This is a genomic window from Rhodohalobacter barkolensis, from assembly GCF_002834295.1.
Taxonomy (GTDB): domain Bacteria; phylum Bacteroidota; class Rhodothermia; order Balneolales; family Balneolaceae; genus Rhodohalobacter; species Rhodohalobacter barkolensis.
This window is the reverse complement of record NZ_PISP01000001.1, coordinates 834408-861116: the sequence shown is the minus strand read 5'-3', so window position 1 is coordinate 861116 and position 26709 is coordinate 834408. Positions and strand designations below refer to the sequence as shown.

At 39.1% G+C, this 26709-nt stretch carries 28 protein-coding genes; 13 read left to right on the top strand and 15 right to left on the bottom strand.

The annotated features are described in order from the left end of the window. Positions 1–21 precede the first annotated feature (21 nt). Both deoC and pckA read right to left on the bottom strand, forming a co-directional pair. Entirely contained in the window at positions 22–930 is a 909-nt protein-coding gene (deoC, locus tag CWD77_RS03540) for a deoxyribose-phosphate aldolase (RefSeq protein WP_101071842.1), read from the bottom strand. A gap of 169 nt (positions 931–1099) precedes the next feature. Further along, positions 1100–2704, bottom strand: a complete 1605-nt coding sequence (gene pckA, locus CWD77_RS03535; RefSeq protein ID WP_101071841.1) for a phosphoenolpyruvate carboxykinase (ATP) — start codon at positions 2702–2704, stop codon at positions 1100–1102. 279 nt (positions 2705–2983) lie between these two features. Between pckA and CWD77_RS03530 the strand changes: the two genes are divergently transcribed. From CWD77_RS03530 to CWD77_RS03515, 4 genes are all read left to right on the top strand, one after another. After that, the gene (locus CWD77_RS03530; RefSeq protein WP_101071840.1) at positions 2984–3841 is read left to right on the top strand and encodes a carbon-nitrogen hydrolase; all 858 of its coding nucleotides are present in this window, start codon (positions 2984–2986) and stop codon (positions 3839–3841) included. Positions 3842–3957: 116 nt separating this feature from the next. Next, a complete protein-coding gene (gene leuS / locus CWD77_RS03525) occupies positions 3958–6543 on the top strand; it encodes a leucine--tRNA ligase (protein ID WP_101071839.1) in 2586 nt (861 codons plus the stop codon). A gap of 6 nt (positions 6544–6549) precedes the next feature. Continuing rightward, positions 6550–6888, top strand: coding sequence for a tRNA-binding protein (locus CWD77_RS03520; protein WP_101071838.1), 339 nt, complete (start codon positions 6550–6552; stop codon positions 6886–6888). Between the two features lie 50 nt (positions 6889–6938). Then, a complete protein-coding gene (locus tag CWD77_RS03515; protein ID WP_101071837.1) occupies positions 6939–8960 on the top strand; it encodes an ATP-dependent helicase in 2022 nt (673 codons plus the stop codon). On the opposite strand, the gene CWD77_RS03510 is transcribed toward CWD77_RS03515, so the two are convergent. Then, on the bottom strand, positions 8957–9190 hold the full coding sequence (locus tag CWD77_RS03510) for a hypothetical protein (protein WP_101071836.1): 234 nt from the start codon (positions 9188–9190) through the stop codon (positions 8957–8959). The two genes, CWD77_RS03515 and CWD77_RS03510, sit on opposite strands and share 4 nt — an antisense overlap. A gap of 59 nt (positions 9191–9249) precedes the next feature. On the opposite strand from CWD77_RS03510, the gene der reads away from it, so the two are divergent. The 6 genes from der to CWD77_RS03480 all read left to right on the top strand — a co-directional run bounded on the left by der (position 9250) and on the right by CWD77_RS03480 (position 13579). Further along, positions 9250–10560, top strand: coding sequence for a ribosome biogenesis GTPase Der (gene der / locus CWD77_RS03505; RefSeq protein WP_101071835.1), 1311 nt, complete (start codon positions 9250–9252; stop codon positions 10558–10560). 95 nt (positions 10561–10655) lie between these two features. Then, positions 10656–11348, top strand: a complete 693-nt coding sequence (locus CWD77_RS03500) for a NuoI/complex I 23 kDa subunit family protein (protein ID WP_101071834.1) — start codon at positions 10656–10658, stop codon at positions 11346–11348. A 9-nt stretch (positions 11349–11357) separates the two neighbouring features. After that, positions 11358–11912 (top strand): hypothetical protein, encoded by a 555-nt coding sequence (locus tag CWD77_RS03495; protein WP_240596627.1) that lies wholly within the window; start codon positions 11358–11360, stop codon positions 11910–11912. Positions 11913–11920: 8 nt separating this feature from the next. Beyond that, complete coding sequence (locus tag CWD77_RS03490) at positions 11921–12535, top strand: hypothetical protein (RefSeq protein WP_101071832.1); 615 nt, start codon at positions 11921–11923, stop codon at positions 12533–12535. Beyond that, complete coding sequence (locus CWD77_RS03485; RefSeq protein ID WP_101071831.1) at positions 12522–12983, top strand: redoxin domain-containing protein; 462 nt, start codon at positions 12522–12524, stop codon at positions 12981–12983. Before CWD77_RS03490 ends, CWD77_RS03485 begins: the two co-directional genes overlap by 14 nt. A gap of 233 nt (positions 12984–13216) precedes the next feature. Beyond that, the gene (locus tag CWD77_RS03480) at positions 13217–13579 is read left to right on the top strand and encodes a response regulator (RefSeq protein ID WP_101071830.1); all 363 of its coding nucleotides are present in this window, start codon (positions 13217–13219) and stop codon (positions 13577–13579) included. Between the two features lie 23 nt (positions 13580–13602). Here CWD77_RS03480 and CWD77_RS03475 read toward each other — a convergent pair whose 3' ends face one another. From CWD77_RS03475 to CWD77_RS03460, 4 genes are read right to left on the bottom strand one after another with little or no spacing between them, the layout of a single operon-like run. Continuing rightward, positions 13603–13935 carry a DUF952 domain-containing protein gene (locus CWD77_RS03475; protein ID WP_101071829.1) on the bottom strand — a complete coding sequence of 111 codons (333 nt, stop codon included), beginning with the start codon at positions 13933–13935 and terminating at the stop codon, positions 13603–13605. A gap of 2 nt (positions 13936–13937) precedes the next feature. Further along, positions 13938–14882 carry a succinylglutamate desuccinylase/aspartoacylase family protein gene (locus tag CWD77_RS03470; RefSeq protein ID WP_101071828.1) on the bottom strand — a complete coding sequence of 315 codons (945 nt, stop codon included), beginning with the start codon at positions 14880–14882 and terminating at the stop codon, positions 13938–13940. Continuing rightward, positions 14875–15807 carry a 30S ribosomal protein S6--L-glutamate ligase gene (gene rimK / locus CWD77_RS03465; protein WP_101071827.1) on the bottom strand — a complete coding sequence of 311 codons (933 nt, stop codon included), beginning with the start codon at positions 15805–15807 and terminating at the stop codon, positions 14875–14877. Before rimK ends, CWD77_RS03470 begins: the two co-directional genes overlap by 8 nt. Before the next feature lie 12 nt (positions 15808–15819). After that, positions 15820–16257, bottom strand: coding sequence for an ATP-dependent zinc protease family protein (locus tag CWD77_RS03460; RefSeq protein ID WP_206017937.1), 438 nt, complete (start codon positions 16255–16257; stop codon positions 15820–15822). A gap of 215 nt (positions 16258–16472) precedes the next feature. Between CWD77_RS03460 and CWD77_RS03455 the strand changes: the two genes are divergently transcribed. Together CWD77_RS03455 and CWD77_RS03450 are read left to right on the top strand one after the other, a co-directional pair. Continuing rightward, positions 16473–17540 (top strand): alanine racemase, encoded by a 1068-nt coding sequence (locus tag CWD77_RS03455; RefSeq protein ID WP_101071826.1) that lies wholly within the window; start codon positions 16473–16475, stop codon positions 17538–17540. Further along, entirely contained in the window at positions 17537–18061 is a 525-nt protein-coding gene (locus CWD77_RS03450) for a hypothetical protein (protein ID WP_101071825.1), read from the top strand. Before CWD77_RS03455 ends, CWD77_RS03450 begins: the two co-directional genes overlap by 4 nt. Here the strand turns inward: CWD77_RS03450 and pssA are convergent. The 8 genes from pssA to CWD77_RS03410 form a co-directional block, all read right to left on the bottom strand. Next, on the bottom strand, positions 18051–18872 hold the full coding sequence (gene pssA, locus CWD77_RS03445; RefSeq protein WP_101071824.1) for a CDP-diacylglycerol--serine O-phosphatidyltransferase: 822 nt from the start codon (positions 18870–18872) through the stop codon (positions 18051–18053). The genes CWD77_RS03450 and pssA overlap by 11 nt on opposite strands. Further along, entirely contained in the window at positions 18869–19522 is a 654-nt protein-coding gene (locus CWD77_RS03440; RefSeq protein ID WP_101071823.1) for a phosphatidylserine decarboxylase family protein, read from the bottom strand. Before CWD77_RS03440 ends, pssA begins: the two co-directional genes overlap by 4 nt. Before the next feature lie 6 nt (positions 19523–19528). Next, positions 19529–20872: an RIP metalloprotease RseP gene (gene rseP, locus CWD77_RS03435; protein WP_101071822.1), complete on the bottom strand. Its 1344-nt coding sequence runs from the start codon at positions 20870–20872 to the stop codon at positions 19529–19531. 6 nt (positions 20873–20878) lie between these two features. Beyond that, complete coding sequence (gene dxr / locus CWD77_RS03430; RefSeq protein ID WP_101071821.1) at positions 20879–22033, bottom strand: 1-deoxy-D-xylulose-5-phosphate reductoisomerase; 1155 nt, start codon at positions 22031–22033, stop codon at positions 20879–20881. A 45-nt stretch (positions 22034–22078) separates the two neighbouring features. Then, positions 22079–22930: a histone deacetylase family protein gene (locus tag CWD77_RS03425; RefSeq protein ID WP_206017936.1), complete on the bottom strand. Its 852-nt coding sequence runs from the start codon at positions 22928–22930 to the stop codon at positions 22079–22081. Between the two features lie 76 nt (positions 22931–23006). Then, positions 23007–23747 (bottom strand): peptidoglycan editing factor PgeF, encoded by a 741-nt coding sequence (gene pgeF / locus CWD77_RS03420; RefSeq protein ID WP_101071819.1) that lies wholly within the window; start codon positions 23745–23747, stop codon positions 23007–23009. Between the two features lies 1 nt (position 23748). Further along, entirely contained in the window at positions 23749–24615 is an 867-nt protein-coding gene (aroE, locus tag CWD77_RS03415) for a shikimate dehydrogenase (protein WP_101071818.1), read from the bottom strand. 90 nt (positions 24616–24705) lie between these two features. Continuing rightward, positions 24706–25170, bottom strand: a complete 465-nt coding sequence (locus CWD77_RS03410; protein ID WP_101071817.1) for an SRPBCC family protein — start codon at positions 25168–25170, stop codon at positions 24706–24708. 101 nt (positions 25171–25271) lie between these two features. Here CWD77_RS03410 and CWD77_RS03405 point away from each other — a divergent pair, with 101 nt between their 5' ends. Beyond that, entirely contained in the window at positions 25272–26675 is a 1404-nt protein-coding gene (locus CWD77_RS03405) for a DUF1302 domain-containing protein (protein WP_101071816.1), read from the top strand. Positions 26676–26709 lie beyond the last annotated feature (34 nt).

Here is a 26709-nt window from a genome sequence, read left to right as displayed (position 1 = left end):
TAAGATGCTGAATAGCAGTTCTTAATCATTTGAAAAATAGGTTGAACTTTGATAGACTCCGGTTTCCTGTTTCACGATCTGCATCAAGAGATCATTCGTTAAGGAACTTGCCCCAAACCTAAACCAATCGGGAGATAACCATGCAGCGCCAAGTGTTTCTTTAACCAGAACCAGGTACTGTAAGGCTTGTTTTGCCTTTCGAATTCCACCGGCAGGTTTCATACCAATCATTTTTCCGGTAGCCTGATAATAGTCTCGGATAGCTTCAAGCATCACAAGAGTAACGGGTTGAGTGGCTGCAGGCGATATTTTTCCGGTTGAAGTTTTAATAAAATCAGCACCGGCATACATGGCCAGATCACTGGCTTTCCGAACATTTTCGTACGTTTCAAGTTCACCGGTCTCAAGAATCACTTTCAGATGTGCATCTCCACAAGCTTCTTTTATGGTGGCAATTTCATCAAAAACAATATTGTAATTACCCTTTAGAAATTCACCCCGGGAAATAACCATATCGATTTCATCAGCACCTGCATCAACTGCAAATTTAGTATCCTCTAGTTTTACTTTTAAAGGAGCCATTCCACTTGGAAAAGCGGTAGCGACACTGGCAACATGAATAGATGTACCTTTTAAGGCATTTTTAGCTGTTTTAACCATACTTGGGTAAACACATACAGCGGCAACAGATGGTAAATCCGGCATTGGGGCGTAGGGTGTACGGGCTTTACTACAAAGCTGAATCACTTTTCCTTCGGAATCTTTTCCCTCAAGTGTTGTCAGGTCAATCATACTTAAGGCAAGTTTCAAAGCCTGTTTCTTCGAATCTTTTTTGATACTTCTTTTATTAAGTCGGCTTACACGTTCTTCCACACCAACTTTGTCAATCGATACGGTACTGTTAAAATCCGGAATGTTATTACTATTCATTCAATTCAAACTCTTATTCAATATTCAACAATTGTGAATGTAAGGATATTCAGCACTGACTAAAAGTGTTCAAGCGATATTACTTGTGAATAAATGCACAGTTTAGACAAATAAAAAACCCGGCATACCTTAAGTAAAACCGGGCTTTAAATAAATGATAGTTTGTAATTTAGATATTAGGACCTGCTGCCAGAAGCTCTTCACTCGCCTGGTCGCTAAATTTCTTAAAGTTCTCTTTAAACATATTCGCCAACTCAGCTGCTTTTTTGTCATAAGCATCTTTATCAGACCATGTCTGTTTTGGCTGAAGTACAGTATCCGGTACTCCTGGAACGGATTTTGGCATTTGAAGTCCAAAAACCGGTTCTGTAATGAATTCCACATCATCCAGATTTCCTTCCAGTGCTTCATTAAGCATCTTTCGAGTGTGAGAAAGCTTCATTCTGTTACCTACGCCATACATTCCGCCGGTCCAACCGGTGTTTACCAACCAAACGTTTGAATTGTGCTTTCTGATTTTATCAGCAAGCAGTTCTGCATAAACTGTGGGATGCAGTGGCATAAATGGGGCTCCAAAACATGCCGAAAATGTGGCTTGAGGTTCCGTAACTCCACGTTCTGTTCCTGCGACTTTGGCTGTGTACCCACTAATGAAATGATACATTGCCTGTTCAGGAGTCAGTTTAGAGATAGGAGGGAGTACGCCGAATGCATCAGCTGTAAGAAAAATTACATTTTTGGGATGACCACCGCGTCCGGTTTCGCTTGCATTTGGAATATAGTTTATAGGGTAAGCACAACGTGTATTTTGCGTAAGGCTGTCATCACTAAAATCGGGGACCCTATTCTTATCCAGTACTACATTTTCCAATATTGTACCGGGCATTTGAGTTGTCTGAAAAATTTCAGGCTCATTTTCTCGTGACAGATTGATGGTTTTGGCATAACATCCACCTTCTACATTAAAGATCCCATCATCGCTCCAGCCATGCTCGTCGTCACCAATCAGTGTTTTACTTGCATCTGCAGAAAGAGTGGTTTTACCGGTACCGGATAGCCCAAAAAAGACCGCTGTTTTACCATCTTTATCCATGTTTGCAGAACAGTGCATAGCCATTACATTTTTCTTAGGCAGCAAGTAGTTCATCACAGCAAAGATTCCCTTTTTAACTTCACCTGAGTAAAGAGTGCCCCCGATAAGAATAATTTTTTTCTCAAAATTACAGAGTATAAATGTTTTAGAACGAGTTCCATCAACTTCAGGATCTGCTTCAAAATTAGGAGCAGCCAGTACCGTAAATTGCGGTTTATGAGTTTTAAGTTCATCGTCTGTTGGATTGATAAACATATTGTGTGAAAACAATCCATGATAAGCGGCCTCACTTACAATACGGACATTTAGCCTATAGTTAGGGTCTGCGCCTGCATAAAGATCTTTCACATACAATTTTTCTCCATCCAGGTAATCAACAACTTTCTTATGAAGATTTTCAAATACACCTTCAGAAATAGGCTGATTGATAGGTCCCCAATCGATATCATCATTGATTGATGGCTGTTCAACCAAAAATTTATCTTTCGGAGAACGGCCGGTATATTTACCGGTCTGAACCAGAAGAACCATTTTGTCTGTTAATTTCGCCTCTCCGTTTTTTAAAGCTTGCTCGTATAGTTGTGATGGGTTCAGGTTCCAAAGCGCGTTTTCTGTATTTTTTAGTCCAAGATAATCGAGCCCAACATTGCTTTTTGGCTGATTTTTGTAGTCGATTTTCATTGTTTGCTTTTCTTTAGAGATTTAGTTCTTAGAGAAATCAGTTAGCAGTTTGTAATGGCTTATCTCTTAATTCCATCATAAAAAAAGCTCCGATGGTAATGAAATAGCAGATTACATGTTATGGTTGAAGTAAGGTATGGTTTTCCCCTCGTTTTTTGAAAAGAAAAGCGCTTTCAAAAGCTATTAATTAAAATTAGCAGATTGAACTTAAATGGGTATTACAATCAATTTCCTTACATTCATTTTTAAACAGATATCCGGCAAATTTTTAAATCATTTCTGATCATTGTGAAATTTTCTGCAATACAAAATAGCTGTACGACTGACCTCGAAGAGAATCTCAATAAAGCCGAATCATTAATCAGGAAATCAGCTTCGAACGGGGCAGACGTCATTGCTCTGCAGGAGCTATTTTCCACTACATATTTTTGTCGTGAGATAGATCAGAAATATTTCAACTGGGCGGAGCCTATTCCGGGACCTATTACCGAACGGTTTAGCCGTTTAGCTGCTGAGCTTGAGATCGTTCTTTTACTTCCAATGTTCGAAAGGAAGGCGGCCGGAGTTTATTTCAACACCATGGTTGTATTTGAAAAGGACGGAACCATTTTAGGAACGTACCGGAAAATGCATATTCCTGATGACCCGGGCTTTTATGAAAAGTATTATTTCACACCCGGTGATAAAGGGTACAAAGTGTTTGACACTTCGGCCGGTAAAATCGGGGCCCTGATTTGCTGGGATCAATGGTTTCCTGAAGCTGCTCGCCTTGCTGCTTTAGAAGGTGCAGAAATTTTGGTCTATCCAACCGCAATTGGAACACTTCCTGAAGAGAGTGATACTGAGAAACGTGAGTTTATGGATGCATGGCTGACGATTCAACGAAGTCATGCCATTGCTAACGGTTGTTTTGTTGCCGGAATCAATAGGGTTGGAGTGGAATCCGGCACAAAATTCTGGGGCAACTCATTTGTAGCCGGACCATTTGGACAGATCCTTGCTCAGGCCGGTGAGAATGAAGAGATTTTGTCTGTTCATCTTGACCTGTCTTCTATAGAAAAGCAGCGTCAAACATGGCCATTTTTCAGAGATCGCAGAATCGATTCGTATAAAGATTTGCTAAAGCGTTTTAAGTAAAATCACTTCTACATTCCTACAGAGATTGAGATGACCCTGACCTATTATTTCTTTATCTTTGTTAGCTATTGATAAATCCATTTCACTGATCAAATTAACGTAATCATACAGAATTAATGAGTTCGTACGATCCTTCAAAAGTTGAGACCCGCTGGCAAAAATATTGGCTGGAAAATAAAACATTCAAAACACCGGAAAATCAAGACAAGCCAAAATATTATATCCTGGATATGTTTCCCTATCCAAGCGGTTCCGGATTGCACGTTGGTCACCCGGAAGGTTATACTGCTACAGATATTTTAGCTCGATACAAGAGAATGAAGGGGTTCAATGTGTTACACCCGATTGGATGGGACGCTTTTGGCTTGCCTGCTGAGCAGTATGCAGTTAAAACCGGTACACATCCGCGAGATACTACCGAGAAGAATATCAACCGGTTTAGAGAGCAGCTTCAAATGCTTGGCTTTTCGTATGATTGGGATCGCGAAGTGAACACCACTGACCCTGACTATTATAAATGGACGCAATGGATCTTTCTGCAGCTTTACAATAAAGGGCTGGCATATGAAGATGAAGTACCGGTTAATTGGTGTCCGGAGCTTGGAACCGTACTTGCCAATGAAGAAGTGATTGACGGTAAAAGTGAAGTAGGCGGGTTTCCGGTAATTCGAAAACCGATGCGGCAATGGGTATTGAAGATCACAGAGTACGCCGAGCGTCTTTTGGAAGATCTGGATGACCTTGAGTGGCCGGATTCAACCAAAGAAATGCAGCGGAACTGGATTGGCAAGTCAATAGGGGCAGAACTTGATTTTCAAGTGAAAGAGTATGATGACAAAATTCGAGTGTTCACAACTCGACCGGATACGATATTTGGTGCAACATACATGGTTCTTGCTCCCGAACATCATTTGGTTAATAAAATAACAACTGATGATCAGCGAGAAGAAATAGAGAAGTACGTTGATGAAGCGGCTAATAAATCTGACCTCGAACGCCAGGAAGTGAAAAACAAAACCGGTGTTTTCACCGGAGCCTATGCCATTAATCCGGTCAACGGAAAAGAGATTCCAATTTGGGTTGCCGACTATGTTTTGGCCCATTACGGAACAGGAGCAATTATGGCTGTTCCTGCTCAAGATGAGAGAGATTGGGAGTTTGCTGAAAAATTTGATCTTCCAATCGTCCGAACCGTTCAACCTCCTGAGGATTTTGACGGAAAAGCATACACGGGTGAAGGTCCGGCCATAAATAGTGACTTTTTGAACGACCTTGAAATTGCTGAAGCAAAAGAGAAAATCACGGACTGGCTGGAGAAAAATGGGGTTGGGAAAAAGAGTGTGAACTTTAAACTTCGCGATTGGCTGTTCTCACGTCAGCGTTACTGGGGTGAACCATTCCCAATTATTCATGTTGATGGAGACCCCAAACCGGTTCCCGAATCAGAACTTCCGGTAACCTTGCCCGAAGTAGATGATTTTCAACCGACAAAATCAGGTGAACCTCCACTAGCACGAGCTGAAGACTGGGTGAAAACCACAGACCCTGAAACGGGAAAAGAAGCACTTCGCGAAACGAATACCATGCCGCAGTGGGCCGGGTCTTGCTGGTACTACCTCAGGTACATCAGTCCGGATTTTGACGGGGGCCCGGTAGAAGCCGATGAGGAGAAGTATTGGATGCCGGTTGATCTCTATGTAGGCGGTGCCGAGCACTCTGTGCTTCATCTGCTTTATGCACGTTTCTGGCACAAAGTACTCTATGATTGTGGAGTGGTAAGCACCAAAGAACCGTTTCAAAAACTGGTACACCAGGGGATGATTCTCGGTGAAATGGAATACACGGTATTTGAAAAAGATGGAAAAACCATATCGGCAGATGAAGCTGAAGAACTCAATGATGTTCAGCGTGTTCCATTGTCTGAGTCTGATGTTGAGAAGAAGGGCGACCGATTTGTTATGAAAGGTACCGAGATCACAGTAGAAGCCCGTGCTCATAAAATGTCGAAATCACGCGGTAACGTTATTAATCCCGATGATGTGGTGGATGAGTATGGAGCCGATTCCCTCCGCCTTTATGAGATGTTTATGGGGCCGCTTGAACAAGTGAAACCCTGGAGTACCAAAGGGGTTGAAGGTGTAAATCGATTTTTAAACAGATCATGGAGACTTTTCCTTGGGGATGGCGAAGAAGAAAAGTTGAATGTGAACGACACTGAGCCCAATAAGGACCAGCTTAAAGTACTGCACGAAGCGATAAAAAAAGTCACAGAAGATGTGGAGAATATGCGTTTCAATACGGCTATTTCCGCTTTGATGATTTTTGTGAATGAGGCGAATCAATGGGATTCCTTACCCAGAGAGATTGCTGAAGATTATATTTTGTTGCTTTCTCCATTTGCACCTCACGTGGCAGAAGAATTGTGGAGTAAAATGGGGCATGATGAAAGCCTCGCTTATGAAGACTGGCCTGTTCTCAAAGAGGAATACCTTAAGAGCGATACCATTGAGTATCCGGTACAGATCAATGGAAAAGTTAGAGAGCAGATACAGGTTCCGGCTGATAAAGCCAAGGATAAAGAGTTTGTGATTGGCCTGGCCAAGCAGCAGGAGAAAGTTCAAAAATATCTGGATGGATCAACCATAGTAAAAGAGATCTTTGTACCTGGCAGAATTATTAACCTTGTTGTTAAACCCAACTGACCTGTTTTGAAGACGATAACCTGGGAGCAGTTTGAAAATGTGGTATTTCGGGTAGGGACAATACTGGAAGCGGATGATTTTCCAGAAGCTCACAAACCTTCCTATCAGCTTCGGGTCGATTTTGGCCCGGAGATCGGTATCAAGAAGTCGAGTGCTCAAATCACAGATCTCTATTCAAAGAATGATCTGATTGGAAAACAGGTTATTGCGGTGGTTAATTTTCCGCCCAAACAGATCGGTCCAATCATGTCGGAATGTTTGATCACGGGTTTTTACAGAGAAGATGGAAGTGTGGTCCTTGCCGTGCCTGATAAAAATATTCAGAACGGTGCGCGATTAGGCTGATTTCACTAAACATGTTTTTTACATACGGCCAAATTTAATAGTTTACGGCCATGAAAAAGTTTGTACTCTCCAGGGATGATCTAAATCCTTCCGACTACAGTATTGAATATGAAGAGCTGCTCAATGAGGCTCAATACTCTGCGGTAATGCACGATCGGGGTCCGGTACTTTTGGTTGCAGGTGCAGGTACGGGAAAAACACGAACACTTGTCTATCGGGTTGCTCGTTTGGTAGAAAGTGGTGTTGATCCATCCCAGATTTTGCTCCTGACTTTTACTCGTCGTTCAGCTCATGAAATGTTGCGCAGGGCCAGTCAGATATTGGATGAGCGCTGCCAAAGGGTAGAGGGAGGAACTTTTCATCACTACTGCAGCAAATTACTACACCTGAATGCAGAAAGTATCGGCTACCCGGAAAATTTTACAATCATTGATGCATCAGATGCAATGGATGCTATTCATTTGGTGCGAAGCCGGATGGACATCCCTAAAGAGCAAAAACGATTTCCAAAGAAGTTAACTCTGTACTCAATTATTAGCAGTTCTATTAATAAACAACGATCTATTAGGCAGACGATTGAAGATGAATATCCGCAGTTTATTTCACACTTAGAAAAAATTGATGAGTTAAATTCTAAATATCAGGACTACAAAGAGTTAAACTATGTAATGGACTTTGATGACCTGCTTGTAAAAACCCGGGATCTGCTTCTTAATAATGATGAAATAAGAACACAGGTTGCATCAAAGAATCGGCATGTTCTGGTGGATGAGTATCAAGATACTAATGCACTTCAAGCCGAACTAACACGGTTGCTAAGCAGCTATCATAAGAATGTGATGGCGGTAGGAGATGATGCCCAGAGTATTTACTCTTTTCGGGGTGCAGATCATAAAAATATGATGCGTTTCCCTGAACTTTTTGAAAATACCAAAATCATAAAACTGGAAGAAAACTATCGTTCAACCCAGCGAATCCTTGATGTTGCCAACAGAGTATTAGAAGAAGCACAGGAAAAGTTTGATAAAAAGCTTTACACCAATAATGAACAAGGTGACCTTCCGGGATTAGTGAAAGCGGCGAATATGAACGATCAAAGCCGCTTTTTAACCCAGATGATTCTTAATCTCCGGGAGCAGGGATCTGAGCTCAGCGACATTGCAGTACTATTCAGAAATGGACGCGATTCTTTTGATCTGGAAGTTATGCTGAACAAAAAGGATATTCCTTATATAAAATATGGGGGGCAAAAATTTACGGAAGCCGCCCATGTAAAAGATGTCTTGGCACATCTTCGGGTTTTGCTCAATCCAAAGGATGCAATTTCCTGGAATCGGATATTACTGTTAATTGATGGAATAGGTCCTAAAACAGCAGAAGATCTTTTTTCGTGGGCTCATCAAAACGGAAATCCTTTTAGACCGGAAAATGCTCCCAACATTAGTGAACGGTATTTAACTCAATTAAAAGCTTTAGGCGATCTCTTTTCAAAATTAAAACAACTAAAAGGATCTGTACCCGAACAGCTGCAGGCTGTTGTAGATTACTACTCAGTATTTTGTAAAAAGCGGTTCGATGATCATCCCAAACGGATGAAGGACCTGGAGACCTTTGTTGATATCTCAGGAACATACCGATCACTCGAAACCATGGTAGAGGAGATCGCGTTGGATCCAATTGAAGCAACAGCAATTGAAACGGAAGCTTCACAGAAGGATGAAAGCCCATTGATTTTAAGCACAATTCACTCAGCCAAAGGATTAGAGTGGCGAACAGTATTTCTTATTCAGTGCCTGGATGGAATTTTACCATCGGGTTATGCATTGGACGATGAGGATCAGCTTGATGAGGAAGTGAGGTTGCTTTACGTAGCCGTAACACGTGCTAAAGAGCAGCTTTTCATTACATATCCGGCACTTTTTCAAAGTCGATATGGTGATTATTTTTCCAATCCTTCTCGTTTTATAGATGAGTTATCCGACGAATTGATTGAGCCCTGGTTACTTGTTGAGGATAACGAAGCCTCACAACAGTCTCAGATCGAGGATAAAAAAGATAGGCTCGAGAATTAAAGCTTTTTAAGCTGCTTTCTTTGTTTGATCATATCGGCGATCAGCCATAGTACCGGATAGACAGGAACGAAAATGGCCAGTGAGAAAAAGATAAACTGTCTGTGTGTAGATCTGTTAACCGAACAGATTCCTGCAACTCCGGCCATCCAGAAAACGAAAAACATAAAAGCCAGAAATGAGACTAAGAGTGACCCGACAAAACCAAAATAATTGTATAAAGTTTCAAGCATTAGCTTACAATAAAAATCATTAACTTTCGATCTGTTAAAATAAACAATTAATAAAGAATATGAATCCAACAGTATCAATCGTTGGCCGACCCAATGTAGGAAAATCTACACTATTTAACCGCCTGATCGGAAGAAGAAAAGCAATTGTTCACGATGAATACGGTGTAACCAGAGATCGCCACTATGGTGAGAGTTTTTGGAATGGACGGAATTTCACAGTTGTAGACACCGGTGGCTACCTTCCAAACGAGGAGGATGTCATTACAGCCGGTATCAGAGAACAGGTACATCTGGCTATGGATGAATCGGATGTAATTCTTTTTGTGGTAGATACAGAAAGCGGAATCAGTTCACTGGACCAATCGGTGGCAAACATGCTTCGAAAGCAGGAAAAACCTGTTTTTCTTGTAGTCAATAAAGCAGATAACGAGCAAAAAACCATGGAAGCTGTGGAGTTTTACAGTCTTGGGTTTGATGAAATTTATCCTGTTTCTGCAATTAGCGGTACAGGAACCGGTGACCTTCTCGATAAAGTAGTTGAAAAACTTCCGCCTGAAGAACCTGAATCTAATGAACCCAAATATCCCAAGATTGCTTTCGTAGGCCGTCCTAATGTAGGTAAAAGCAGCTTGATGAACTCACTTCTGAAAAGTGATCGCTGTCTGGTTACGGATATCCCCGGAACAACACGCGATTCGATTAACAGTCATCTCGAGTACGAAGGAAAGAATTATATCATCGTTGATACTGCCGGTTTACGGAAAAAGGCTAAAGTAAAAGAGAATATTGAATTTTACAGCACCGTACGAACCAACAGGGCAATCAAAGAAGCAGATGTTGTTGTATTGATGCTGGATGCAAATCAGGGATTTGACGACCAGGATAAAAGAATTCTACGTGAAGCAGAAAACTTCAATAAAGGAATCGTTATAGCTTTGAATAAATGGGATATTGTTCCGGAAAAGGACACGAATTTACTCAAAGAGTTTCATACTTATATCTATAGCAAAGTCCCCACAATGAAGTATGTGCCCATCATTTCAATTTCAGCATTGACCGGACAACGGATTGAGAAGGTAATTTCCACAGCTGAGAAAGTAATACAGGAGCGGAAAAAAGAGATCTCAACGCCACAACTGAACAACTTTATTGAAGCCTTACTGAAGGAGAGAGCTTTGCCGGTAAAACGCGGAAGAAAGCTTAAAATTCAATATGCAGTTCAGGTTAAGAGTAATCCACCTGTGTTTAAATTTTTTATGAACAATCCTCAGGAATTACCGCCGAACTATAGACGTTTTATTGAAAGTAAATTGAGAGAAGAATATGGTTTTGAGGGAGTACCGATTACGATGGTATTTCGTCAAAAATAACTCTTATATTTACCTAATAATCTTTTGAACTCAATAGTTCAAAGGCTTATTTTCAGATCGAAATATGTATCAGAAATACTTAAAAGTGCATAAGCATGCAGAAAAATCTTGATAAACCGGCAGCAAATCCTTTAAGCAAAGATTTTCAACGCGAAAGGAAGCTCTCATTTTCAGAAAAACTCTACATACCGGAGATCTTAAAAGGATTGAAATACTCTTTTAAGCAGATGTTTGCGCCTACATTCACAATGAATTATCCTGAAGAGAAATGGGATCCGCCGGCATCATTCCGTGGTCGACCTGTATTGGTTGAAGATAACGGTAAAGAGCGTTGTGTTGCTTGTGGGCTCTGTGCACGTGCTTGTCCGCCGCTTGCTATCAGTATGCAGGCAAACGAAGATTCTGACGATCCAAAAGAGCGATATCCTGATTTCTTTGAAATCAACATGTTGCGATGTATCTATTGCGGATATTGTGAAGAAGTTTGTCCTGAAGAAGCTATTGTAATGAGTAAGGACTATGATATCGTTTTCGAATCCCGAGAAGATGCAATTTACGATAAAGAAAGGCTGATGGTAGCTAAAGAAGATTTAGAAGATCGCCTTGAATTTTTAAGAAATTACAAAAACCAACAATTTGGACAATTCTGGGATTTTCAGGAAGAAAACAATATTCATTCAGTGAGAGACAGAGATACCGATTGGAATACCGGACTATCTTTAGTGGATATGCTTGAACAGCAAAAGAAAAATGATGCTACCGAAGCTTCAAAAAATTGGTCTGTGTAACCCCGGCTTATGATGACGGATCAAGAAGTTACTCAGGAACAGTATGAACAGTTAATTGATGATGTCAGTTATCTGGGAGATGAAGCTGAAGCTCTTCAATATGTAATTGATAGGGTTCCATACTCCGAAGATCCACCTGAAGGAAGGTCAATTTATTCAACGCTGAAACTCATTGATCATGCTCAAATAAATTATTACAGGCCGATCATTGAGCAAATATTTTCCGAAAACAGACTCATAGATCTTTCACATTTCGAAGATTATAAAGATACGTTTGAACTGGATGCTGATGATGAAAAAGATGTGCAAAAGGCATTACGGAAAATTGTAAAACATCGTGCAGCACTTCTAAATGTATTAAAAAAAATACCGCTTATAGATTGGGAGAGAGGTGTAAAAAGTAAATCAGGACGTGTTATTAGCTTATATGACTTTGTCCAGGGGATGGTTAGAGAGGAGAGAGCTCACCTTAAAGAAATCGCTGATCTTATTTTGATTTACCAAAATGAAAAGTTAGCTCAAAAAGAGATTAACGCTAAAGCAAAGAATCGACAATCTAACTGAGAATTATTGTGTGGAGTGAATTACTAATCATTTTAACATCCGCACTTGGAGCAGCCTACATCTTTACAGCGTTTGATGGAAAACACCGTGATGTAAAAAATGTCGGATTATTTACCCTTCTATGTATTGTTATTTTTCAACTTAACCAGTTCTTAGACTATAGTAGCAACATATCATCCATCGTTACTGAAGTATTATATCTCTCAATATTTTCATTGGTATTGACATTTCTTCTTTTAACTATTCGAAAGTTAAAGCCTGAATTTGCCAGATATCCGTACCCGATTGCATTTATTCCAGTTTTAATTGTAGTACTATACCCATTAATAATAGGTAATGAATCAATACTAAACTTAGTAGGACAACTGTTACAACTTGCCGGTTTATTGACTCTGTTGCTACTGATTATCAGTCATCTTGAACACAGTCGAATAATTGCGACAACTTCCATTTCATTCATTCTATTTCTGTCAGGTGCTGCAATTTATTGGTTTGACGGATCTATTCCGATAGGATCTTGGTTATGGCAGTCATTAGTAGCAGTGGCCATCGCTTTGATAAGCTACTCCATGACCAAATTTTATAATAATAATGAGGCTGTAAACAGGTATGAAATTAAATAAAGGCGATAAGGTATCTAATTTTACATTGCAGGATACAAAGGGTGATAACGTTGAATTGAAAGATTTGGCAAAAGGAAGTAAAGTGTTAATCCTGTTTTTTCCATTAGCTTTTTCGAGTACATGCACAGAAGAATTGTGTCAAACTCGCGACAACATGAAATTTTATAATTCATTAAGTACAACAGTAGTTGGTATTAGTGTTGATAGCTTTTTTACTCTTAGAGAGTTTAAGAAAGCGAATAACTTAAATTTTACACTTCTAAGCGATTTCAATAAAGAAGTATCTAAACAGTTTGGAGCAATCTATGAAGATTATTTTGGAATGAAAGGAGTATCCAAACGCGCTTCATTTATTGTTAATGATCAACATGAAATTGAATATGTGGAAGTCTTGGATGATTCCGGTAAACTTCCAGACTTTAAATCTATTCAAAAGGCGTTAAGCTGATCTGAAATTATTTTAGTTGAATGACTGACTGGAAATAGGCAGTCTTTTATGATAGTGGGAGGTATGTAGATAATCTTATGGAGTAATTAGATATTCATACTTATGTTTACACTTTCTTAACTTTACATAATATATATTATACGACTTATAATATATTTAATACACTCATATCTCATTTTTTCTTTACATTTGAAACACAACGTACGGCTATCAAATACTATCGAACTGTCAATATGGAAATCTTTATTGTTGAAGACGATCGAGTCTTACAGCTAATGTTAAAGAAAATGGTAGAACGACTGGGACATCATGTCAGCGGAACGGCTATCAATGGTTCTGAAGCAACCAAAGAAATTATAACATCAACCCCTGACCTTCTTTTAATGGATATTCAGCTGAAAGACGATATTGATGGTATCCAGGTTGTTGAATCTGTTAAAAAAGAACTGGATATACCGGTAATCTATATAACCGGTAACTCTGACTTCAAATTTCAAGAGCGAGCAAATTCGTTTGGTTACATTGACTACCTCATTAAGCCGATCTCTTTTGAAACGCTGACAAAATCAATTTCTAAGGTAAACGGTATCGGCTAAAAAGATTTTAAGAGCCTTAGAAGCTAATTTTGCTCGATTTGAATATCGAAGAACCCTTCTTTACTACTGTCCAACCGAATTTTATCCAAAATGGCATCAACCGGTATGGAATGTTCAAGAATGAAGTGGCCATCTTGTTTTTTGGGTCTCTTTTCCATTCTTGTAATATCAATGATCAAAAGAAATAGGTTTTTTCTTCCCGAAAAATGTTCATTTAAATATGTGTTAACCTGTTGAGGTTCAACTAAAGATATTTTTCCCTTTTCCTTTAATTCTTCCGGCACAAAGTGACCTTCAATCGTTAATGAAGGCCATTTTCGAGCAGATACGACGTAAAACAATAAATCTGATTTCATACTTAAGTTCTGTTTGCGATATGTAAAATTGCATCTCCTTTGTGAACTACCGGATTATAATTTAACCCGATAACTCTACCGTCATGTGTGCTAACTATTTTGACGGTCTCATTTCCGTATGGATCCGTAATCCGGCCAATTAATTGCCTCTTTGAGACAGGATCACCCAATTTTATTTTTGGATGAAAAAGTCCGGCAATCCGAGCCCGAACCCAAATGGATTTCTCATAAATTTCTGATTCTTGAGGTTCAGGCGATTGATCTATCATTTTTAAATATTTCATCAATCTCAATGTACCGTTTATCGCCTCATTTATTCCGGCTTCGTCAATTCGAAGTGATTCACCGGTTTCAAATACTAAAATCTGTTTTCCTTTTTTATGGGCTGCTTTTCTAAAAGATTTTTCAATCAGTTTAGAATGCAAAATAACCGGAGGCGAAAACGCTTTAGCAAGTTCAATATTATCAGATACATCAAAAGCACACCGGATTTGCGGGTAATTGGATCTGCTGGCGCCTCCGGTATGGAAATCAATTCCGTAGTCAATTTTAGGAATGATTTCATTCATGATCTTATAGGCAACTAAATTGGCTAAAGATCCTCCTTTTGAACCCGGAAAACTGCGATTGATATCTTTACCATCCGGAACACCCCGCACATTTTGAATAAATCCGTATACGTTCATCAAGGGAACTGCAATTACCGAACCCTGAATAGGTTTAAGCAGATTTTTTGAAAGCATTCTGCGAATAATCTCAATTCCATTGATTTCATCACCGTGCAAACCACCTGAAACCAATAGTACAGGGCCTTTTTCCTTCCCTCTGATGACACGCACCGGCAAATCAATACTTGTATACGTAGGGAGCCTGGCTATAGAGAGATTAATAAGTTTATCCTCTCCCCTTGCTACTTTCTCTCCATTAATTTCTATGTAGTCAGGCATTAGATTTGAACTTCTTTTTCTTTCTTAACTTGGTTGATTCAATCAGTTTAGACACATAGTTGATGAGTTCAGATGCGATATCTTTATTGGTTGTTTTTTCAATTCCTTCCAAACCCGGCGATGAATTAACTTCCAGAACCAGTGGACCGCGTTCGGATTGTAACATATCAACTCCGGCTACAGATAAACCCATCGCTTTTGCAGCGGTTAATGCAACCTGACGTTCTTCTTTGGTTAGTTTAATCAACTCTCCGGTACCGCCTTGATGAAGATTTGATCTGAATTCCCCCTCTTTTCCTTGCCTTTTCATAGCACCAACCACTTTATTATCAATTACAAATGCTCTGATATCGGCGCCTTTTGCTTCTTCAATAAATTCCTGTACAATGACCCGGGCTTTCATACTGTGGAAGGCTTCAATAATGGATTCTGCAGCTTTTTTTGTTGGGGCTAAAACTACTCCATAACCCTGCGTGCCTTCCAATAATTTAACGATCAGGGGAGCTCCACCCACACTGTCAATAATTTTCTTCACCTCTTTACTATAGTTAGTAAATACCGTTTTAGGCATACCCACGTTTGCCCGGGCTAAAATTTGAAGACTTCTTAACTTATCTCTGGATCGTACCAGAGCCTGAGATTCAACAGCAGTGGGAATATTCATCATTTCAAATTGGCGAACAACAGCCGCACCATAAAATGTTACTGAAGCACCAATTCTTGGAATTACGGCGTCAATCCCTTTGATTCTCTCCCCTTTATAGTAAATAGATGGCTTATCCTGCTCAATTACAATATCACATTTCAAATGGTCTAATACGATGGCTTCGTGTCCCTTATTCTCAATCGTTTCAATGAGTCGTTTGGTGGAATAGAGACTCTTATTTCGCGACAGAATGGCAATTTTGTAATGTTCTTGTTGCATTAAATTTTGTGATTATTGGGGTGATAAATATTTTTTTGATACATCAACTAAAAACTTATTTGTCAAAAATTTGCGACCAATCAGAACAGGAAATTTCATTTCGGATCTGTCCGTCAAAGAAAGCTCAATGGTTCGAGTTTTTCCGAAAAATCTCACCTTTCTTTTTATAGTAAACCTCTCTTGAATTTGTCCGTTTGAGCTCTTAACTCGTCTGACAGTGTGAACCGGACAGGAAAAAAGCTTAGCCTCATACTCAGGGTGTTCAGGATCCAATACATAAAATTGTACCCAGTTTTCGCCATCTTTATCATAAGACTCAATGTGATGACAATGTAGACTGGAAGTATATGCTCCAGTGTCAATTTTAGCATCCAGATTAGAAATTGAAAATTCTGGTAGGTCAATTTTTTCTAATCTGCCGACTATAGGTTTTGAAATCTTTTTCTGCAAACTTTTCCTTTTTTTGGTGCTCCAAAAATAAGACCTTTTAGCGTGTATTTCATTCTTATTTTTTAAAGGAGGTAATGTAGTTGAGACACTAGATTTTTGATCAACCTGAAAATAGTTAAGTCATTGAAATCATTTAACGTTTTTCAATCTATTACAGTTTACCAATTTAGATTCTTACTACTTCATTTAAATTCTAACCGTACTCAACAATATAAATGTCGCATCAACCAAAACTTTATTTAGATAAAGAGCGCTGTAAAAGAAATATTTCTCGTATAGCCCAAAAGGCAAATGAGAATAATTTAGTTTTCCGGCCTCATTTTAAAACTCACCAATCTATCGAAATTGGACGATGGTTCAGGGATGAAGGAGTTGAAGGCGTTACCGTATCATCAGTAGAAATGGCTAAATACTTTATTCAGGACGGTTGGAATGACTTTACAATTGCTTTTCCATTTTACAAGGGAATGATCGATGGATTAAAGGAAATTCAAAATAAAGCTCAAATACGCCTTTTTGTAAACTCAGTTGAAGATATTTCTCTTTTAAACAGAGAGTTAAAGAAAGATTTTAAAATTTATATAGAAATTGATGCCGGTTATGGACGAAGTGGAATTTCTATCAACAAAATGGATCAAATAGATTTATTGGTTCAAGCTGCTAATGATGGAAAATTTTCTCAGTTTCATGGATTTTATATCCATGATGGCGGTACATATAAAGCTCGCGGTAAAAATGAAATTTTTGAACGAGTTGAAGATTCAGTTGATGCATTACGTAAATTGAAGGATCACTATCCAAATGCTTCGACTTCTTTGGGAGATACCCCGTCGGCCAGCGTTCTAAATAACTTTGATGGAATTGACGAGATTACTCCCGGAAACTTAGTTTTTTATGATTGGATGCAGGTTCAAATTGGGAGTTGTAGTCCGAACGATGTTGCCGTTTACGTTGAAATTCCGTTTGCGCAACAAATTGATAATGAAAAAGCGATTGTTCATGGAGGTGCCGTTCACTTCTCAAAAGACTTTATAGAACAGTATTCAAATAGAAATTATGGTCAGGTGTTTCAAATCTTTGACAACAAGTTTAAACCAGATGATGGTGTTTATCTTTCGTCTCTTTCCCAGGAACACGGTACCGTTTTCGGATTTAAAAAGTCGATTATTGGTGATCATAATTCCATTAAAATTCTGCCTATCCACTCCTGCTTAACTGTGAATTTGTTTGATGTTTATCACACTACAGATGGTGAAATCATTCAGAAGAGAGTTTTGTCATGACTGACAGATTGGAAATTGAAGAAAAATATTCGCGTTTTTGGCCAATTATTGCCGTGATAAGCGGTTTGGCGGCAGTTGTCCTTTTTGCTTTCTATTTAATTGTAGATGAAGTGTTGATTGAAGGCTACTTAAGATTGATTTCATTTTCATTTTTTGCACTGATGGTTCTAAGCTTATTCAAGGTGAAGGATGGAAAGGTTGAAATCGTTTTTGAAACAGAGAATAACACAATTTATCTTACTTACTATGTAAGAGATCGATTGGTGTATGAAGAAGATTTTAGTTTGGACAAAATTAAAGACTTGAAAGTAGATTATATGCCCAATAAGTCACTCTATAACGATTTCGCAAAGAAGGATCGATGTGTTCGATTTAAGAAAGGAAAATCTGATGACTGGCTCTATATGGCACAGCTTTTTGGAAGGGTTATTCCTTTAACCCAAAGTAATGCTGAGAAAATTGCTGATTTTGTACGTAGTAAAATTGAAGAGAAAGACGAAATAGAACTACCTAAAAGTTAATCCCATTATCTAAAGGATCAGGATCATCCGTAAAGGCCTGCTTCCAGAATATGTAAAGACCTAATATCAGACCCTTCAGAATAAAGAATGTGAACACTATGATTAACCCAATATCCTGGAAAATCAATATCAATAAGAGATAAGCTGCGATCAGTATCAGTCTGTTCTTGTATTTTTTTACTGATTCACGATCAAATCTGGGAATTTTGTCAAACGGAATAGTACTGACCATCAGAAATGACAGAAGGATAACAACCGGAATGAGCACACTGATAACTCCCTGTTCAAAACCATCAAAAAGGTAGAGTTTATTAGAAAAGGTCAGGTAAAATCCTGCAAACATCACGGCCTGTGCCGGAATGGGAAGACCGCGGAAATAGTCAGATTCTGCATACTTCGTTTCAATGTTGTAGCGAGCCAGGCGAATAGCACCGCAAAGAGGTGGTAATGCGCTCAGAAGTATACCAATGATAGCGAGCTCATTAAAAGCAAAGATATAGATCAAGAATCCGGGTGCTACACCAAACGAGACTACATCACTTATGGAGTCGAGCTCCATTCCAAATTCACTAGTGGCATTTGCCAATCTGGCCATAAATCCGTCCAGAGCATCGAAGAGACCTGCTAATACGATTAACCATGCACCGGCCCTTAGATTTCCTTCAGCAACTAAAATAATAGATAGAAACCCGCAAAATAGATTCATCAGGGTAAAGAAACTCGGCACTACAATCCTTGGGATTGGTTTGAGCCTTCGCTTTTTCTGCTTTACACTTTTTTTGAATCGTAATTTTTGGATCGGGTATTTCATGATTTTTCAATTTTACCAATAATCGATTCACCCGCTACAGTATTATCACCAATTTTTACATTGATCTTGACACTTTTTGGGAGCAGCAGATCCATTCGGGAGCCGAACTTCATAATACCGAACCTCTCTCCTGCTTTCAGCTCGTCTCCTTCTTTGATATGGTAAACAATTCTGCGAGCCAGAAATCCCGTAATCTGCTTAAACATCATTTTAATTCCAGATGGGTGACGAACTCCAAAATGAGCCCGTTCATTCATTTCAGATGCGTGATCTTCCCATGCCATCAAATATTTACCCGGGTAATATTTCAGGTATTCAACTTTACCCGACACTGGATTACGGTTTACATGCACATTCAACGGTGAAAGAAAAATACTCACTTGAGTTACCTCTTCACCCACGTATTCATCCTCTTGAACATCTTGAATAAGAACCACTTTGCCATCCGCCGGCGAAATAATCAATGAATCGTCCTGAGGCGTAACTCTGTCCGGATCACGAAAAAAGTAGAGTACCAAACCGCAAAGAGCGGCCAATATTGGGTAAATTATATAACCGACCCAAATCGGTGCATAGCTAAGGGCAAAAATAACAATTAGTGAGAATGCAAAAACAACTGTAATAGTAGAAAATCCTTCCTTTGCGAGCATCTGTAATTAGCCTCCGAATGTGCGTAGAATATCATTAAAAGTAACCAGTATGAATAAACCGATAAGTAGTATAAAACCAAGTTGTTGTAGCCCCATTCGAACTTTTGGAGAAGGCTCACGCCGGGTAATTCCCTCATAAACCAAAAACATAAAATGTCCACCGTCTAAAGCGGGAATGGGAAGCATATTCATGATAGCGAGAGTGATACTTAAGAAAGCTGTAATGTTCCAAAAGCCAAGCCAGCCGCCACGATCTGTGGCCTCACGGGTGACATTAGCTATGGCAACAGGTCCGCCTAAATTTTCTCGTACAGAGATGTCACCTGAAAACATTTTTCCAATTCCCTGAACAATTCCAAAGAGTGCGTCATTTGATCTTTCAAAACCAATATTCACTGCACCAGCTAAATTGTAAGTGACTTGCTCAACTCGAAAAGACTCCTCAAAATCAGGTGAAGCAATACCGATTTGCCCTGTTTCTGAATCCGGTGATAGTGTTACACTAAATTGTTCGCCATTCCGATCCACATCTAATGTTAAAGAAGAATCGGTTGCCTGAATCTTGTCAACCAACTGCACCCAGTAATTAACAGGTTCACCGTCTACGGCTACAATTTTATCTCCTCCCTGTAGACCGGCTTCATCAGCAGGACTTCCCTCCTGCACCGCAGAAAAGGAACTGGGCAGATAGTGTTCTTGAGAAATAAATCCTTCCTTGCTGACTAAATCGAGAAAATTTGGTGGAGTTGGAAGTGTCAGGCGTTCACCATTACGTTCTACTAAAAATGTCAACTCTCTGCCGGTAAGTTCTGATGGGTTTAGTAGCTGTCGAAAATGCTCCACTTCTTCACCATTAACGCCTATAAGACGGTCACCGGTCTGCATTCCAATCTGATGTGCTACGGACTGCTCACTCACATAAGCCCCTTTCATGGAGTCAATCGGAATTACTGTTTCTCCGTAATGGAGAGCAATACCTGTATATATTATTACTGCCAGAATTACATTGAATATTACTCCGGCTGTAATAACGATCATTCGCTGCCAAACTGGTTTGGCTCTGAACTCATCAGGTTGAACCTCCTGGTCAACAAAATCAGTTTCCATCGATTCATCCAGCATACCTGCAATGCTTACGTACCCACCTAAAGGAGTGGCACCCAGAACATACTCAGTATCTCCCTTTTTAAATCCAAAGATCTTAGGTGGAAAGCCAATAGAAAATTTATCGACCCTCATTCCAAACACCTTGGCTGCAATGAAATGCCCTAATTCATGTATAGTCACCAATATAAAAATGGCCGCTATAAATATGAGTATTGTACTTGATATACTTAAAATCCAATCCATATAAACTTATTGTAATAATGCATTCGCATATTCGCGAGTTTCTTTATCAATATATAGTAACGTTTCAGGTGTGATTTCCTTACCGAACTGTATATGATTTAAAGATTCTTCAATAATTTTTGGGATGTCAATATAACGAATTTCACCGTTCAAAAATCGTTCTACAGCAATTTCATTTGCAGCGTTTAAAACAGCCGGAGCTCCACCCTCTTTTTTCGACGCTTCAATCGCCAGTTCTAAACATGGAAATCTATTATAATCAACCGGTTTCAATTCCATGTTAATCAATTCGCTATAGTCTAACGTCTTATTTGGGAAATCAATTCGATCCGGATAGGTGAAAGCGTAGAGTATAGGAACTTTCATATCCGGTGGTCCCATCTGTGCCTTTGAGGATCCATCTTTAAACTCAACGATTGAATGAATAATACTCTGTGGATGAATAACAGGTACAATTTGTTCTATGCCAAGACCGAAAAACCACTTTGCTTCAATAATTTCCAGCCCTTTATTCATCATCGTAGCAGAGTCTATCGTGATTTTAGAACCCATATCCCAATTCGGATGATTTAGTGCATCCTGCACCGTTACATCTTTCAGTGCATCCATTGAAAAATCCCTGAAAGGTCCGCCACTTGCGGTTATGATAATTTTTTGAATTGAGTCTTTATTCTCTCCAATCATAGATTGAAGCATGGCAGAATGCTCAGAATCTACAGGAATAAGGTTTCCTTGTTTGAATCCCTCTAACTGACTCAATAACTCCCCACCAACTACTAAGGACTCTTTGTTCGCCAAAGCAACCTTCTTTCCTCTTTTCAGAGCAGTATATGTTGACATAAATCCGGCAAAGCCTACCAAACTGTTTAGTAACACATCATATTCGGCTTCTTTTGTAACCTGTTCTAATGACTCTTGACCAAATAGAATATTTTTAGGTTTAAACTTCAGTAACTCAAGAAATGCTATTCTGTGCTTTTTATCACACAGAACAACAGTATCCGGTTTAAATCGGTTAACTTGTTGTGCTAATTTTTCATAGCTGCGGTTGGCGGTCAGAACTGATACATGAAATAGATTGGGTTTGGCACTTATAATATCAATCGCCTGTGTACCGATCGATCCTGTTGAGCCTAAAATTGCCAGTTTTTTCTGTTTCAAATATTTTTCTATTAATTCATTGATAATTCTAAAAATAGAGAATGTTTACTGAAAGTACGGCACCGAAATTTCCTTTGCAGCTTTAAACATAAGTGCATGAGCTTCAACAGTTTTTTGAAGTGTAGGTGCATATCCCCCCGAAAGTAGTAAAGCTAAAGGGATCTCTTTTTGAGTAACGGTTTCAATCACCATTCGCTCTCTCTCCTCCAATCCTCTGGTAGATAATGAAAGTCTTCCAAAATGATCTTCCTCAAGAGGATCAATACCGGCCAGGTAGAAAATGAGATCAGGAGAAAACTCATTAAAAACCCTGTCTAATGATTCAGATAATACTTTTAAATACTCCTTATCACCGGTTTTATCAGGAAGACCCACATCCAGGTCAGAGGGTGGTTTCACAAAGGGATAGTTCTTTTCGCCATGAATTGAAAACGTATACACATCAGGTTCATCTTCAAAGATCGCTGCATTTCCATTGCCCTGGTGGACATCAACATCAATGATCAGCACCTTTTTTACCCATTTAGACTGTCTTAGTACCTTGATTGCAACGGCCACATCATTGTATACACAGAAGCCTTCACCGTGGTCGGGCATTGCATGATGGGTGCCGCCGGCTAAATTTCCGGCAATTCCGTCCTGAAGCGCCATCAAGCCTGTGTTGATGGTACCCTGAACGGCTAATCTTGAACGTATCGCAAGCTCTTTTGACCACGGTAATCCCATTCGGCGAATCTCTTTTTTTGTCAACTCTCCGGTCCATACACCATAACCGTATCGCTGGCTATGAACCGTATAAAGATTTGCGAAATCAACCATGGATGGTTCTACGATGGCAGATTTCTTAAATATTTTATTATTGATTAAGTAATCGTGCAAACCCGAAAACTTTTTCATAGGAAAAACATGACCTTCGGGTAGTGGTGCTACATATCCGGGAGAATAACTAATACGCAAAATAGAGTACTTTATACTATTTGTTCAACTTAATTAATCCCAACATTCTTCCGGCCTTATCCCGTTCTCTTCGATAAGAGTAATATCGATCATCCTGGACCGTACACTCAGTCGATATATCAATGTTCTTTTGATTAATTCCCGCATTCAGCAATTGCCAAAGTAAAAACCCTTTTAAGTCTACATGAGGTTTCTTGAAGGAGGTTCTGTCCACAAACCTTTCCGGAAATTTCGAAGCTACTTCTTCTCCAACTTCAAAGTTATTTAAAGATATACATGGACTGATATACACTTGTATTTCAGTCGTATCAGCACCAAGTTCTATCATCTTATTGATTCCCTTAGTAAGTATATTACCGTCTGCTCCTTTCCATCCTGCATGAAACGCACCTATTACACCGTTTTTGGGATCTCCGGCTAAAATTGCTGCACAATCTGCAACTCTGATTCCAAGAGTTATGCCCGATTGATCGCTTACAAAACCGTCCGTTGCTTCAAAAACTCCGGGTTTAGATACATATTTTATATCTGTTCCATGCACCTGATTGGCTAAGGCTAACTGATCTTTTTCCCATTCGATCTCACTAAAAAGAGTTATGAAATTGTGATCGACTTCGGTGTCAGACGCTTCTGTATTGTATCCTAAATTCAATCCGGTAATCTTGCCTGATTTATTGACAAACTCTCTGTTTGATTCAGTAAAAAGTGCAGAAATCACTTTTTGTTCTTTGAAAACCTTTGGATAGAAAAGTTTCATACTAATTATTTAATTCTTTGATAAGCTTACTTTTAACCTGATCAAATGGAAATGATTTTCCGGTCCAAATTTCAAATGATCGGTTCCCCTGCATCATCAGCATTTCTAATCCGTTGATAATTTTTGCACCGCTTTCTTCAGCTTTTTTTAAAAATTTTGTCGTTAACGGATTATATACAAGATCATAGCAGATTTTATCTTTTAATAATTCAAAATCTTCATCTGAAACCGGTGATTGATCAGTTTTAGGGTTCATACCTAGTGGCGTGGTATTTACGATTATAGAAGCTTCTTCAGCGTAAGATTGCCATTGATTGTAGTCAACTGTTTTGGTCCATAGAAACCAAGATTTCATACTTGCCTGAGATGGGTTTCTGGACACAAATATAACTTCTTCAATTCCAACCTCCTCCAAACCGGCAAGCACTGCATTCGCAGCACCCCCGGTACCAAATACAACTGCTCTGCCGCCTTCCAGGTCATCTATATAGTCGTGTAGTGGTGATAGAAAACCGTATACATCCGTATTATGACCAATTAAGCTGTACTCTGATTTTGCAATTGTATTTATAACACCTACTTCTTTGGCGAAGTCATCTACTTGATCAACCACATCTATAAAATAGTTCTTATAAGGTATGGTTATGTTGCAGCCCATGAATTCATCACGATTCATCCAAATAATAAATTCTGACAATTCATGATGTTGTAACTCTAGCGCATAATAATTGGCCGCAATATTATGATAATCTAAAGCTGTCTGATGCATCAGTGGGGAAAGTGAATGGCCGATAGGATTACCTACTACAAAATAATGAGGTTTTAACGCCTTCTTTGATGTTTTAAAATCCTTAAATGAGTAAACCATTGATAAGTCTTTGGGTCAGGGCAAAAAAAAAGCGCCCCAACAGATGTTAAGGCGCAATTTTGTATAGAGTCAAATAAATAAAGTAACGATTTAAGCAGTCACTTCTTTAGTCTCTTCTTCAGTTTCATCGTTAAACGTTCCTGATTCAGCAAGCTCTTTGAACTTGTCAAGATCTTTCTTCAGTTGAGCAGGAAGTCCTTCAATGAAATTAGCAAGGTCTTCTTCAGCTTCGCCGAAAAATGTTCTGTAATCCAAAGAGAAATCAACTCTGGTTCTTTCACCATTATCTAATGGAGTGAAACGGATTGTTCCGGTTTGATTTAGATTTCCGTTAATTGTAATCCATGCAAAACGAGTATTTCTCAGATTGTCTATGATATTTGTTGTCCATTGAAACTCCTCGTCTCCAATCTTGGTTGTATATTCAAACGTTTGGGAGTTTATTTTTTCAACATTGTCAATACGTTCCAGAAAATTTGTAAAATGAACGGGATTGGATAACAGTTCGTAAACTTTGGCTAAAGGTAAGTCTACTTCGATTCTTTCGTGCGCCATAGGTATGATTAAGCTTCAGAAATGAAAAGTTATAATTCAGAATTGGTGTCGATTGGGACGTGTATAGAAGACATCCACAATGCAATAAATTTACGCATATTTTGATTAAGCTTCAATTGATTTTAAAAATAAATTGTATAAAAAAGTATTGTTTACAGTATATTCGCTTTTTAGGGCTCATTTGGGGTCTCCTCTTCTTATCCCTTTTTACTCCGGGAAACAGTAGTGCACAGATAAGTGTTAATGGCCTGCTTCAAAACTACAATGCTGTACAAACTACAGGTGACCATGAGTTTGTGGCCGGACGAAACCGTCTGAGATTTCAACTGCGTAACTCAATTTCTGCCGGAAATATCTATGTTGAAACAGACTTACTTCATCAATATGCTGTCCGGGATGATGAAACTGAGATTATTATAAGAGAGGCGTATTTTGACCGGTATTTTGACCAAAGTGATCTAAGAATTGGTCGTCAGATCATTACCTGGGGGCGCGCAACGGGTGGATTTGTAACTGATATCCTATCGCCTGTAGATCTTAGAGAGTTTCTCACTCAATCCCCCGAAGACTTACGTGTTGGCTTAACGGCTATAAATTATCAGCACTATTTTGGTTCGAACTCTCTGCAGGTCATTTTAAATCCTGTACCGGAACCGGACAGGCTGCCTGCCTCCGATTCGAGATGGTTCCCTGTTCAAGAAGTTCCATCCCCCATTCCATTCAATTACGTTAAACAGAATGATGGATTTACAATCTCAGATGTTCAATTTGCAGCTCGATACGGTTTAAGATCAACCAATTCACTTGATCTGGATATTATGTTGCTGAACTGGACCCACCCTATGCCTTCTTACGCTCTGAACATAAATCCACTGAATTTACTAACACCCCCTTCGGTTGAACTGGAGGAATCTTATCATGCTTCTCCAATGGCCGGATTATCTTTAGAGTGGTTGATTAGCGACAGATGGAAATTCCAGGCAGAGCAGCTTTTTGTATACGAAAGGCTGTTTACGTTTCTTCCTGTATCTGTGAATCGTCTTGAACAAGCCCTTGAAGATCTGCCAACAGCAATACAGGTTCTGCAAGAATTTGAAGTACGTGACGACGGATATTTACTCAAAAAACCGTGGTTACACTCTATGGCAGGGATTGAAACTGAGCAGTGGAGTACGTTGATAAGTCTCCAATTTTATCTGGAAACCATCTTTAATTATGAAGATAGAATACTTCCGCAAAAACTTTTCCCTTACGGGACGCTATTGGCGAGCCGATCTTTCTTGAGAGATCGGCTGCAGATTACAACACTCAACCGATACAATTTTTACGCTAAAGATTTTTGGATCCAGCTGCAAGGTGCTTATGAAATTGATGACGGTTTCGAATTATCACTTGGAATGAATCTCTTTGGCGGTGAACCTATCACACCCTTTTATGGACATTTCACCTTTAATCAATACAGTGAGAATAGTTTTATATTCTCCCGGATTTCTATCTATTTCTAAAATAACAGGAATGCATCGTTCATAAATACGGTTT